Source organism: Sulfurimonas lacustris (genome assembly GCF_059705355.1).
On sequence record NZ_AP046126.1, the window covers coordinates 74879 to 87378 of the forward strand.

11 protein-coding genes are annotated in these 12500 nt (G+C 29.5%); 4 read left to right on the forward strand and 7 right to left on the reverse strand.

What is annotated here, in order from left to right; genetic code table 11:
* Positions 1 to 187 precede the first annotated feature (187 nt).
* From AC6H4V_RS12275 to AC6H4V_RS12285, 3 genes are all read right to left on the reverse strand, one after another.
* A complete protein-coding gene (locus AC6H4V_RS12275; protein ID WP_497607948.1) occupies positions 188 to 2407 on the reverse strand; it encodes a S8 family peptidase in 2220 nt (739 codons plus the stop codon).
* Positions 2408 to 2409: 2 nt separating this feature from the next.
* Entirely contained in the window at positions 2410 to 3447 is a 1038-nt protein-coding gene (locus AC6H4V_RS12280; RefSeq protein WP_497607949.1) for an AAA family ATPase, read from the reverse strand.
* Positions 3448 to 3640: 193 nt separating this feature from the next.
* A complete protein-coding gene (locus tag AC6H4V_RS12285) occupies positions 3641 to 3829 on the reverse strand; it encodes a sigma factor-like helix-turn-helix DNA-binding protein (protein ID WP_497607950.1) in 189 nt (62 codons plus the stop codon).
* 177 nt (positions 3830 to 4006) lie between these two features.
* On the opposite strand from AC6H4V_RS12285, the gene AC6H4V_RS12290 reads away from it, so the two are divergent.
* Both AC6H4V_RS12290 and AC6H4V_RS12295 read left to right on the forward strand, forming a co-directional pair.
* Positions 4007 to 4198 carry a hypothetical protein gene (locus tag AC6H4V_RS12290; protein ID WP_497607951.1) on the forward strand — a complete coding sequence of 64 codons (192 nt, stop codon included), beginning with the start codon at positions 4007 to 4009 and terminating at the stop codon, positions 4196 to 4198.
* Positions 4199 to 6745 carry a TraC family protein gene (locus AC6H4V_RS12295; protein WP_497607952.1) on the forward strand — a complete coding sequence of 849 codons (2547 nt, stop codon included), beginning with the start codon at positions 4199 to 4201 and terminating at the stop codon, positions 6743 to 6745.
* Between the two features lie 37 nt (positions 6746 to 6782).
* On the opposite strand, the gene AC6H4V_RS12300 is transcribed toward AC6H4V_RS12295, so the two are convergent.
* The 3 genes from AC6H4V_RS12300 to AC6H4V_RS12310 all read right to left on the reverse strand — a co-directional run bounded on the left by AC6H4V_RS12300 (position 6783) and on the right by AC6H4V_RS12310 (position 9725).
* Complete coding sequence (locus AC6H4V_RS12300; RefSeq protein WP_497607953.1) at positions 6783 to 7922, reverse strand: AAA family ATPase; 1140 nt, start codon at positions 7920 to 7922, stop codon at positions 6783 to 6785.
* 256 nt (positions 7923 to 8178) lie between these two features.
* Positions 8179 to 9429, reverse strand: a complete 1251-nt coding sequence (locus AC6H4V_RS12305; protein ID WP_497607954.1) for a type II toxin-antitoxin system HipA family toxin — start codon at positions 9427 to 9429, stop codon at positions 8179 to 8181.
* A gap of 2 nt (positions 9430 to 9431) precedes the next feature.
* The gene (locus AC6H4V_RS12310) at positions 9432 to 9725 is read right to left on the reverse strand and encodes a hypothetical protein (protein ID WP_497607955.1); all 294 of its coding nucleotides are present in this window, start codon (positions 9723 to 9725) and stop codon (positions 9432 to 9434) included.
* A 215-nt stretch (positions 9726 to 9940) separates the two neighbouring features.
* On the opposite strand from AC6H4V_RS12310, the gene AC6H4V_RS12315 reads away from it, so the two are divergent.
* Complete coding sequence (locus AC6H4V_RS12315) at positions 9941 to 10522, forward strand: ParA family protein (protein WP_260876252.1); 582 nt, start codon at positions 9941 to 9943, stop codon at positions 10520 to 10522.
* A 57-nt stretch (positions 10523 to 10579) separates the two neighbouring features.
* Positions 10580 to 11023: a hypothetical protein gene (locus tag AC6H4V_RS12320; protein WP_497607956.1), complete on the forward strand. Its 444-nt coding sequence runs from the start codon at positions 10580 to 10582 to the stop codon at positions 11021 to 11023.
* A 24-nt stretch (positions 11024 to 11047) separates the two neighbouring features.
* Here AC6H4V_RS12320 and AC6H4V_RS12325 read toward each other — a convergent pair whose 3' ends face one another.
* Positions 11048 to 12472, reverse strand: coding sequence for an RNA-guided endonuclease InsQ/TnpB family protein (locus tag AC6H4V_RS12325; RefSeq protein WP_497607957.1), 1425 nt, complete (start codon positions 12470 to 12472; stop codon positions 11048 to 11050).
* Positions 12473 to 12500: the final 28 nt, after the last annotated feature.

Consider the following 12500-nt stretch of genomic DNA (forward strand, 5'->3'; position numbering starts at 1 on the left):
AAATCTTTTTATTATTTTTTGGAACTCTTTGATGGTTTTAAGCTTGACTTATTACCGGGTGTACTTTTGTTATCTCTTCGTCTTTGATCTAGTTTACCAGTTGATTTTGCAACAGGCTTTGGTCCTGGTTTTAATCCCATATTGTTTTACCTCCTCTCAAAAAATTTAACAATCAAATTTAAATAAATTATTCAAATTCAATTTCTTCTTCTGCAATATTGAATATATCAATTCTATTTTCAACATCTATTTGATTTACTAGCCAGCCCTTAAGTTGAGCATTTTGAATAAATGTTTCAATTCTATTAACTCCCTTGATCTCTTTTAATGTTATCACGATACCAAATTTCAGTCCATCTCCATATCTCTCTTCAAGCCGTTCTTTTGTTTTAAGACTAAGACCCCACAAATGATTGTCGTAAGCTTTCAATTCCCCATTTCTTCCCGTTAATACTTCTCGTATATGTTTTATATTATCCCATTTTCTAAAAAAATTACGAGCATCCTCTTCCCATGTGTAATGATTAAATTCATCTATTTGATAATTATTGTTGATAGTCTTAATTTTTGCACCATTGAGTCTTCCAAAAGAGATATCAAGTTCCGTGTTGGTGTAGTCAACACCTTGATTTCTAGAGCATGCAGGAAAATAACAAAGTGTAGCTTTTGAAATAAAAGGATGTTTATCTTTAACTACAGGAACAGGTAGCTTGTAATTATATGTATTATATTTTTCAGAAATACCCTGAATAACAAATTGTATTTCGTCATCTTGACTATGCACAATATCCTTGATGTGTATAGGCACGACTCCATGTCCTACAAGTGTTGGATCACTTTGTTGTTTATCCCAAGTAGTAGCAGAGTGAACAAGCAGTGCTTTGGCAATTTCTCTGCTTAATCCTAGTACATTGATCAAATATGATAGTTTTCTAGAAATCCATGGGGCTGCAAATGAAGTTCCTTTTACAAATGCTTCTCCGTTTGGAGTGCAAACTTTCATTGGATTTTTTAAATCACCACCATAATAACTAATATCAGGCTTAATAAAAAATGACAACACAGGTCCTTTTCTACTATATGAAGCAGGTTTATTATCTTTATCTACAGAATTTACGACTATGGAATTTATTGAATCAGCAGGTGTTCCAATAGATCTAATTACAGTTTCTCCAGAAGATAAATTTGTTCCAGCTATCACAAATATAACATCATTGTCAAATTGTATCTTATCTAGAATAGCTGCTTCTGGAGATATAAAATTAGGATTAATATCGAGCTTTGAACCTAAGGATAAATTCCATACTTTAATATCTTTATTTGCAGCTACAATTTCACTAATGTTTCTTAATATGGTAAATGAGTTAAAACTTTTCCCACTAGCTACTCCAAAATGTCTAACTCTAAATCTACCACATCCATCATCTAAATGAGGATTAAAAGTAGGACCATCTACAATTATAGATGAAACTGCTGTACCGTGTTCTTTATCACTTTCAGATACAGGTATATCACTAGAGAGCATATTGGTATACTCAACCCATTCTGAAAAATATACTCTTTCATCAAATAGTGTATCAATCACTCCAATTATTGGCTCATTTTTAGGAGAGTCGATAGTGATAAGACCATCTTCAATAAAATCAAAATCATCTTTTGAAATTTCAGATAAATCACTAACTGCCATAGATATTAGAAACGGAGCTTTTGTCCTTAAAATTTCTAGTTCATCAGGTCTCAATAAGATAGTTGTTTCATCCATAATACGGCTAGAGAGAATATTTATTCCTATTTTTTCCAAAAGTTGTGTTGTTTTTACATCTGTTTTATATATAGTAATAATTGCATCTTGTTCAAACATTGCATCTTCTATAGATAAGTCAAACTTTTCAACATAATATGCATCTACAATAACTTTAAGAAAACTTGTTTTGAAAATTGTTTTATGAATATAAGGAATCTTTTTTTGATTTATTTTATCAATTGTATCATGGTCAAGTTCTCCATTAAACTGTTGATTTAAAATATTAATACTATCAGTTAGTCTCCGTATCGATTCATTCAAAATATCTCTTGATACATAATGTGTAATAATATGCTTAGGAGAAGCATCAAGTGAAAATTTGGCACCTACTATAGAACTATTAGGTCTATTTGAATTATTTCCTAAAAGAGCTTGTATCCTATTGCTTTTTGCGGCAACTTTAATATAATGTACTGAAATAAGTGCTCCAGGAAGTAGGGTTTGACTATTCCAGTACTCCCTAAGCTCTTTTAAATTTTTCAGTAAGTCTTGTAATTTTGATACGCTTACAGATTGGCTTGCAGGTAAATTAGGTGCACCAAATCCATCTGTTAATCTAGATGCTTGTTCAAATCTTCCTTTTAATTCCAATAGGTTATTCACTGTTACTCCTTCAACTCTCTAGAAACTTGACTTTTTGATATTCCTGTCAAAATTTCAATTTCTCTAACAGTGAAGCCTTTATTTTGCATGTATTTTAAATCCATACTTTCATCAGATTTAGTAACATTAACATATAGTTTTTTTAAATAATCATATTCATTACTAGAATCACTAAAAGCTATTGAAGTCTTTATAAGATTCTTAAGTTCTCCAGGATATGGTATTACATCCATACTTTCAAGTATTTTCTTAAATAATCTCATATTTCTTCCAACATATTTAAACTTCTGCAACATATCATTCAAAATAGCTTCACCTACTTCAATAAGATCTTGTTTTGTATAATTGCTAAAATCAATAATTGCATCAAATCTTCTAGATAATGCCTTATCAAATGCTTTGTATAAATTAGTAGTTGCAATTAAGACAATATTATTATTTAAGCTGTCTAATCCTTTTAAAACAGAAGAAGTAGCTCTACCCATTTCTCTTAAATCATTTGAATTAATTCTATCTATTGCTATAGAATCTATCTCATCAAAAAGAATAACAACTTTATCTGGATTTGCCACTGAAGAGATCTCTTTAAAAAGTAAGGATATATTTTTAGAAGTTTGTCCCAGTTTACTGTCTATAACAGAGTCAAAATCTACTATAAATAATTCTCGTTCAAGTATTCTGGCTATTTGTTTTACTGACTCAGTTTTACCTGTTCCAGGAGGTCCTTCAAATAAAAATTTATTAATACCTGCATTATGTCCAATAGCATTTATTACGCCTAATATACTATCCTTAATTGAATTTGGCAGTGGTAATGGATTATTTGATGTTTCCATTCTCTTTACAAACATATTTTCATTAGCATCTATTTGAGGTGAAAATGTATTTGTATCTGATAACAGAGCCATTATATACTCTGATAATTGGTAATCATCGCTTTTGTCAAAATATTTTGCTATTTCATATGCTTCATTTCTGAAAGCTGTTTCATTTTTTTCTGCATGGTACTTTATTAAATTTAATACATTCTTTTTTTTCATAGTTTTCCTCTTTCAAAAATTTATTATATCCACTTTGGGACACAAAATCAATAGTTGGGACATAAATTAAAATATAAATTTTCTTGTTTTGTTTGTTTCCAAATTTTGAATACTGTTTTATTTCATATCTTCATTAACTCTAATGCCAAATTAAATGGCTCTTCTTAGGGAATAAAAATAATCTATAATATATTTATTTAGTGTATTTCTTAGTATTTACAAATATTTCTGTGTAATCTTTTAGTTTATTCGTTTTATTTACAATCTCTTTTATTTTCTTCATTGCTCTTCTTTCTATTGCAATAACTTGATTTCTAGTTAAATTTAGTCGTTCTGCTATTTCAGTATAGGAACAAGCATAGTTATCTTTCTTGTAGTCCATTATAATCCTTACAAAATTTAATACATTATTGCTATTATAAATCATTTTTAAATATTTGTGATTTATTTTGTAAGTATTTTTAATTAAATACTAAATAGTATATTTTTATTTGTAAGTTTTATTAATCACAAAACATAACCTATCTGCTAAAATTTGGAAAAAACTTTTAGGATAATCGTGAAAGGGAAAACAAATAATTCAAATAAATTACAAGTGCTTATTAGCAACGAATCAATGTCAATTATCAATAAATTAACTCACAAAAAAATGAAATCAGCATTTATCGACCATGCTATTAAGTGTGCATTTCAAAATTCAAAGCCAAATGAAAAAGAGATTTTCTTTGGTACTTCACTAGGAGAAAAATAGATGTTTTCAACTGTACAGGACTGGAGTAATATCACAGATAGAGAAAGTATCTCTAAATATCTACCATTTAGAGATTTCGAGACAAATACTGGAATTTTTGCAACTAACGATGATGGATTTGGGATATTAGTAGAGTGCTCACCTCTTATGGGTGTAGATAAAAATGTTGAAAGTGCTATCTCATCTGCACTATCTATATTACCTGATAATACAGCGATTCAAATAATGCTACTTGCTAGCCCAAATGTAACTGGCATTGTAGATAATTGGCATGTACAAAAACAAAGAGCATTTAATGATCCTTTGTGCCATGATATAGCTTACAGCTATAAACAGTTTTTAGAAAGTAAAATAAAATCTCAAATCAGTAATAACTTTAGAGCACCCATAAGGAACTTTAGACTTTTAATAAGTATTAAAGTTGGTGGTAAAGATAATAAACCTACCCTACTCTCAAAGCTAATGTCATTTGATTTTAAAGCCCTATTTACAAAAGATAATGAAGGCACTGATAAGTTTGATAAATCAGAACTTTTTAAAAAGTATAGTGAACTAATTCAAGCAAAAGACCAATTCATTGGTTCTCTTCAACAAGCATACTTAAACCCAAGACTTGTGGATGCAGATAAAGCAATCGCTTTTTACTATGAGATTTTAAATATGAATCATGATTTAAGAGATATTCCAAAATGGGATGGAAGCGATATAAATAACTTCATATTTGCCAATGACAATAAGATAGTGCAAAAAGAGAATGAGCTTATAGTTGATGAACTACATGTCAAAACACTAAGTGTAAGAGAGTATCCTGAAGAGTTAGGGATATTTGATGTTATTAGGTATGCCGGTGATGCTATAAACAATCAAAATCATGCATCACCATTTTTGATTACTCTAAATGTCGTAAAACTAGGCGAAAAAGCTAAATCTGAAATTACTAGAAGAGCAGCACTAACTAGCTCACAACAGATGCCTTACAACCTATTTCCAAAACTAAAATATATCCATAGGGATTTAAACTTTGCAATGGATGCAATGCAAAAAGGTGCAGCACCCTACTACATCTCATTTCAAATTGCAATTTTTGGAAATACTACAGAAGAACTTAACAACTTAGCAGGTCAATTCAAATCATATTTTAAAACCCTCACATTTGCTATGGAAGAGGATAAATATGTTTTGTTCCCTGCCCTACTCACAATGCTTCCATTTGGATTTGATATGGAGATACAAAAGTTTCTATCTGAAAAAAGAGGTAGAGTAGTATTTAGTGAAAATGCTATAAGCATGATGCCAGTATCAGCAGAATGGCTTGGCACAAATCCGCAAGTTCCTATGATTTCACCAAAAGGGCAACTTTTTGGAATTGATTTATTTGCTAATAAAGCAGGTGGATTTAATGCATTTGTAATTGGTATGACGGGTTCAGGAAAATCAGTATGGATGCAGTGGATTGCTCTTAATTACTATCTATCTGGTAACAAAATATGGATCATTGATATTGGTGGCTCTTACGAAAAAGTTTGTGAAGTTTTTAATGGACAATACCTGGACTTCAATGAAAATTCAAAAGTTATTCTCAACCCTTTTACTTCAATGATAAATAGAGAAATGCTTGATGAATATATAGAGTTTATTTCAAGTTTGTATCTTATGATGGGATTACCAAAAGAGAGACAGTTGTCAGAGCAACTTGAGAAGCTTATGAAAACCTACCTTTTAGAAGCTATATATGCAAGTTATGATGAATATGGACCAAATAGTGATGTAGATACTATTGTTGAAAAATTAAAAATAGTTGCTACGGATCACGACAATGATGATAGACTAATTGACTTTATCAAGCACTTATCGATTTACCAATCAAACAATATGTATGGTAAATTTTTCAATGGCAAAAGTAATATCAATTTTGGAAATGACTTTGTAGTTCTTGAATGTGGTTCACTTGAAAACTCCCCTGACCTACTAAATCCTATTTTGATGGTTCTTACATATCAAATTTCTAAAGAGATCTATTTAGAAGAGAAAAACAAATCAAACCATAATAGAAAAAATATCGTAATCATGGATGAAGCACACAAGTTCCTTGGAAAATCTGCACATGTTGAAATATTCGTAGAGCAAGCATATAGGAGATTTAGAAAACATGGTGCTTCGATGTTATTAGGAACTCAAGGGTTTGAGGACCTATATGGTGGAGATAGTGTTAGTAAGGTTGGAAGGGTAATCATAGAAAACTCTTTTTGGAATTTCTTTTTAATGCAACGAAGTACCTCAAGAGAAAAAATCAAAAAATCTGGTTTTTTCAACCTCTCACCTTATGCATATGCACTAATGGATAATACAGCACCGGCTGATGGAGAGTATGGAGAGATATTTATTATGACTGATAAAGTTCAAACTAAAGGAAGAGTTGTACTTGATAAGTTTTTACAAACCCTACTCTTTACTGATGCAGATCTAAGAAGCAAAATGAATAAACTTGTATCTCAAGGTATGAGCCATTTAGATGCAGTGAAACATATACTTGAAGATAAGCATTGATACACTAATTTATATTTAATTAGTGTAGATAAATATATTAATGCTTAAAATTAGTTATGTAAATTTGCTCTTCAAGAAGTAACCCTTCATCTTTTTGTTGCAAAAGAACTTCTAAAAATATATCATTAATGGCGTATTTTCCCCTTTGAATATTCTTTATAAGACCCATCTCTTCTAATGAGATGTGGATATTATAAAGTGATTTTGAGTTTAGCTCGACACTATATCCGTTTGCTATAGAATGAAGTACTTCAAAATGATGTTTTTTCAGTTTTGTTTTAGAGATAAGTTCTTCTAAGTAAGCCCTATTTTCGAGTATCACTTGTGTAAGAACTTCTAAGCAAATATCATACTCAATCATTTTTAGATCTTCTACAATCCCTTTATAATAAAGTGCTTGTAACACTTGAGCTGAATAATCAGGATGTCCTTGCAAAAACTGTAACATTTTTAATAAAGAATCATCATACTTGATATTTTGTTTATCAAACACCTCTTTTGTGTAATCATAAAGTTCATCAATATCAAGTCCATCAAGACTCATAATCCTTGCAAAATGAAAAAATGGCGATGCTTTTGAAGAGAATATATTTGTCATAATAGATTCAATACTTCCTAAAAACACATAAGTCACAGCTTCATGATGCTGGATAACTGATCGCATCTGTTCTAATATAAAATCATCACTGATTCGCAAAATGTCTTGAAACTCATCAAGGACAAATTTTATATTGAGTTCTTTTTTTGCAGATATCTTTTCTACTACATCTAAAGAGTGTAAGAAATACTCTCTTTCATCTTTGATACCATTTTCTAAGTGTTGGAGTGTAATCTCTCCAATATCATCTATTTTAATTGATTGTATTGTTTTAAGTAACCCTGTAATTGACTTTTTGAACTGCTCCATAAAATTTTCAACACCTGCAAAGCTATAGGCTTTTTCTAAAATCTGATTGGCTAAAGAAGTTAAATTTGTTGCTCTTCTTAAGTCAACATAGATATAGTTAAATGACTTTTCATGTTCAAATACTTGCTTGATAAGTGAAGTTTTTCCAAATCTTCTAGGAGCTTTTATCATTACATGTTGATTGTTCTGTAAATATGCTTTAAATATTGGTAGATGTTTTTTTCTATCTATAAAGTCATTCCCTTTTACTGGGCTTCCCGTTTTAAACATAACTATCCTTATCTATCTATTTTATGGATTATTATATCTTGTTTTAAATAAGAGTTGTTTTAACTTGGATAGTATAATCTATTAATTTTATAGATAAGTCAATAGAATTACTAATATATACACATATTTAGTATATATAATAGTATTAATACATATTTCTTGCAAATCATATATATTTGTAATTAAATATTAGTCTGAACCATAAATACAAATATATAAGTCCAAATACTTTAATTTACATTTTTTTAGTGTATATTTAATTGAATTTTACTCTTAATTCCTTCTCTATTCTTAGGATTGTTTTTCCCTTAACATCCAACTGCTCTGCTCTATTTTTAAACTGTGAAAATACTTCTATAATTTGTTCTAAATACTCTTTTGCAACATTCTCTTTTATTGAGTGTTTTTTTGCTAATCCTAAAATATCTTGCAGAGTGTAATCATTTATTTTGCCATTTAAAGAGAGTTGATGATTTTTGGTGTACCCTACTCCATTTGAGTAAGTTATATCATAAGCTGGACTTAGATTCCAAGCACCATTTTTATCCATTGTAAATGCAAAGTTTTTTGCATGATCATCTTGGTTTCTGCCGACTATATTGAAAATCATCCTTTTAAATTGTTGATTTACTGCTTGTTGGCTTCCTGTAAGATATCTTGTAAGTCTTAATAACTCATCATACGAATAGTGCATAGGGATATTGAAATTTGTATGAGTAAGTCCTGCTACAGAGTGAAGATGTAAAGCTTCTCCATCTACTCTATCAAACCTTTTTATAAGGTAGTGAGCTAAATTTCCATGATCTAGCAGTTCAATTTTTGGTACATCTATTCCAACTTCTTTTGCCATACTCATATAAAGGTACTCAAGCTTTGTGTAGTCACTGCTAGTCCCATCAACAGAAGCAATATCGAACTTAATCAAATAATGTTCAAAGTTATCTTTTAAATCTCTTTTTACACCACTTATTATCTCTTTTGTATCTTCGTTGTATCCTATGATTGCCTTAGCTCTAGCACCTCCAGCACTTGCTGCACTATCCATGAAGCTTAGCATTTCATCAACTACTTCAATTGCGTCACCACTGATAATTTTTTTTGCATTTTCATAAAAGTTTTGAAGCTCTATAAGTTCATCTATTTTTTTCTCTTCTATTTTGTGAATGACTGGCTTATAGGTAATTGCTCCTATACTTTTATCCCCAACAAACATAAGCTTTTGTATCACACTTAACTCATGTGGTGGAATATTTTTAGACTCAAAATATCTCTCTATTACTTTAGTTCCAAACTTGTCTGGTAAAGTATCGTGAAAAACTCCAGCTAATCCTTCAAAGTATCTATCGTCATTGTTTGTATATACACCACTTTGTGATAGTGGGAGTTTTAATGGGGATATTTCAAGACCACTTGCTTTAAACCCTTTATCATACTCAAAATAGACAATCCCATCTTTTAAAAGTAGGTTTCCAATTTTTTTATCAAATATAAATGCTTCAACTTCCATACTCATTTATCTATCCTTTTTGGTAATTTATCTGCCATTTTTATCTCATCAAGTGTTTTATGATCTTTAGCTTTGAGTAGCCCTTTAAGATTATCAAACATTCTAAGAGCAATAAAAAGTTTAATTAGATTTTCAAAAGAGATTTTCTTTTGATATATAAATTGTTTGTAAGTAGAGAAGGGGATATCTGCTTTTAAAGCCAACTCTTTTTGTTGTAATTGTTGAATCTTTCGCTCAGTTTCTATTACTTCTACAGCTTGTTCTATAATTTCATATGGTGTGTATAGTTCTATCATCTCTTTCCCTAAATATATTATAGTGTAATTAATTAATGCTAATATACTATAATATTTATTATAATGTACTTAGTAAATTGTTAAATATACACATCTATATCAATTAATACATTTATTTAGTGTATATTATAATATAATGCTCTTTATATTTAATTAGAAATATAGTTTTTTAGTGTATAATTACATATAAATAATGAGACTAAGAGAGGTAGTGCATGAATATTACTATTTGCAATTTTAAAGGTGGTGTTGGGAAAAGCTTGATTGCACATCAACTTATTACAAGCTATGAGTTCAATGGAGTTGAAATAGACCCATATGGAAATCTATCCGATAGACTACCTGAGAAGGTTTCTAAAATAGATTTATCTGAAAAAAACTTAGGTCAATTTGAAAATACTATTTTTGACTTTGGTGGATTTAATGATGTGAAGATAGAACAAGCTATTAAACAAAGTAATCTTGTAATTATTCCATTTAATGCAACTGTTGAAACTCTGCAAAGCACAATTGATACTATCAATGTAGTTAAAGAATTCGATAGACCTATTTTGTTTGTAGCAAACATGATACAAAAACCTGAAGATATAGAAGAGGTTAGTGTAATCATTCAAGATGTTCTTGGTTTTGAATGTGAAATATTCATGATACCTGTAAGTGCAGCATATCAAACAGCTATCAATCAAAATGTAAGTGTACTTGAACTTGCAAATGCAGGTGGACTAAAATCATTTGCTTATAAAAAAGCTGCTGCAAATATCATAGACTTAAAACAAAGTATTGATAATTACAAATAATTAGTGTTTATTAGTGTATATATAATTATAATTGAATATTTTTAAGGATAAAACATAATGGAAAAGAAAAAATTCGGAATGCTTAATACTAGTAAAAAAGAAGTAGTAACACATGCCGAACTTCAAAAAACTGAAGTAATAAAAAGAGGTGGCAGACCTAAAAAAAATGATAAAGATAAATTAAGTTCAGTTGTAAGTTTAAATGCTAATCAATATGAAAAAGATATTTTAGAGTCTGAGGCAACTTCAATTGGATTAAATGTCGTATCATTAATTAGAATGTCACTTAGTAATGCACTTAAACAAGATTTTACTCCAACTTCTATAAGCTCTAATAATGCACATGTTGGAAACAATACAGGAAAAGTTGTAAAACAATATGCTGTACCTGTAACCGATGTAATCAAAGAACAGCTTGAGAGTAGGGCAGGGGAATATATGATTAGTGTTAGTGATCTTTTAAAAATGTCATTAAAAATTAGCGGATACTATAATATTTGAACTACTCTTGGTTAACCAGGCTTCCTAACTAGCAGAAACTAATGTTTCTGAGCGAAAGGCTTTGTGTTTTAAGTCCACAAGGCTAGTTCCTAGCCCAAACGACTCCAATCCTCTTTTTAAGATAGTTTGAGAAGCTTGAATATCTGGATTTATTTCAAAGTTGCAAGCTGTACATTTAAACTTATCTTGTTTAGGACGATTGTTTTTATCTATGTTTCCACAAACTGAACACTCTTGAGAGCTATATTGTGGATTTACTTTTACAAATAGTTTGTCATTGAGCATTGTGGTTTTATACTCTAGCATTGCTAGAAATTGATAGAATGAAGCATTTAAAATTGTTCTATTAAGTCCCGATTTTTGTCTCACTTTTTTACCGTGAACTATCTCATTTCCTTTGGAGCTTTTAGAGATATTTTTTGTTTTTAAATCTTCAACTACTATCATATCAAACTTATTTGTTAAAGCTGTAGATATTTTGTGATAGAGATCATTTTTTTGATTTACTATTTTTTTATTCAGTTTATTAATTTTTGATTGTGTTTTTCTATGATTACTTCCTAATTTTAGTTTTGTTTTATCTGTTTTTGATTTTTCAAGAGCTTTTAACACTCTTCTTGACTGTTTTCTTAATAGTACAACAACATTAGATTTATATTTTAAAGCTTTTCTATTTGTTGCACCGTTATCGATAAGGTGTCCTAGTTTCACGTCACTAATATTTGATTCTTTGATATAATCAACATTATTAGACACTGCAATATTATAAGCATTCAAGTCTATCCCAATAGACTTAGTAATATCAAGATTATCCCTTGACACAACTAAATCTACCTGTTTTTTAAGCTCAACTCCATAGCTTACATAGTATCCTGTAAAATCTTTTGAAAATGTAATAGATGTTATCTTGTAATGACTAGACATTTCTCTACAATATCTGTATCTAAAATATACTTTCATAAATTTGATAACTTTAAATTTAGGATTTTTATCATTGATGATTTGAAAACCCTGATTATGCCAGTTAAATGACTGAAAGATATCTCGGCTAGATTTAAATGTTGGCATACCTAATTGATTTGCTTTAACTTTTTCTTTTGGAGTTTGAGCAGTTTCAATAGCTTTTAATCTTGCAGATACTATTTCTTTAGAAAATGCCCTTTTAACTGCTTTTAAAAAATTAATTCTAGCCTGTTGAGTAACAACAGTTGAAAATGTTAGTTTTCTAAAACGCAAAGCTCTTTTTACTACAGTGTCATAACCAGTTGCACTACGATATTGTTTTAGTTTCTTTGGTAAATTTTTATTCTTCTCATTTTCTTTTAACCAAAGATTTAAACAAATATTATATGCTTGATTATAAATAAACATATGATGATCTAAAAAAGATTTTTGTCCATCACTAATTTTTAATTTATACCGATATCCTAAATGAATTTTTTTTTCCAAGTTAATACTTCTTTATAATAAAAAATCA

Bases quoted from the DNA above. Each gene is read 5' to 3' on its own strand.
- AC6H4V_RS12280 (WP_497607949.1), bottom strand. From the start codon at position 3,447: ATGAAAAAAAAGAATGTATTAAATTTAATAAAGTACCATGCAGAAAAA.
- AC6H4V_RS12285 (WP_497607950.1), bottom strand. From the start codon at position 3,829: ATGGACTACAAGAAAGATAACTATGCTTGTTCCTATACTGAAATAGCA.
- AC6H4V_RS12295 (WP_497607952.1), top strand. From the start codon at position 4,199: ATGTTTTCAACTGTACAGGACTGGAGTAATATCACAGATAGAGAAAGT.
- AC6H4V_RS12300 (WP_497607953.1), bottom strand. From the start codon at position 7,922: ATGTTTAAAACGGGAAGCCCAGTAAAAGGGAATGACTTTATAGATAGA.
- AC6H4V_RS12305 (WP_497607954.1), bottom strand. From the start codon at position 9,429: ATGGAAGTTGAAGCATTTATATTTGATAAAAAAATTGGAAACCTACTT.
- AC6H4V_RS12310 (WP_497607955.1), bottom strand. From the start codon at position 9,725: ATGATAGAACTATACACACCATATGAAATTATAGAACAAGCTGTAGAA.
- AC6H4V_RS12315 (WP_260876252.1), top strand. From the start codon at position 9,941: ATGAATATTACTATTTGCAATTTTAAAGGTGGTGTTGGGAAAAGCTTG.
- AC6H4V_RS12320 (WP_497607956.1), top strand. From the start codon at position 10,580: ATGGAAAAGAAAAAATTCGGAATGCTTAATACTAGTAAAAAAGAAGTA.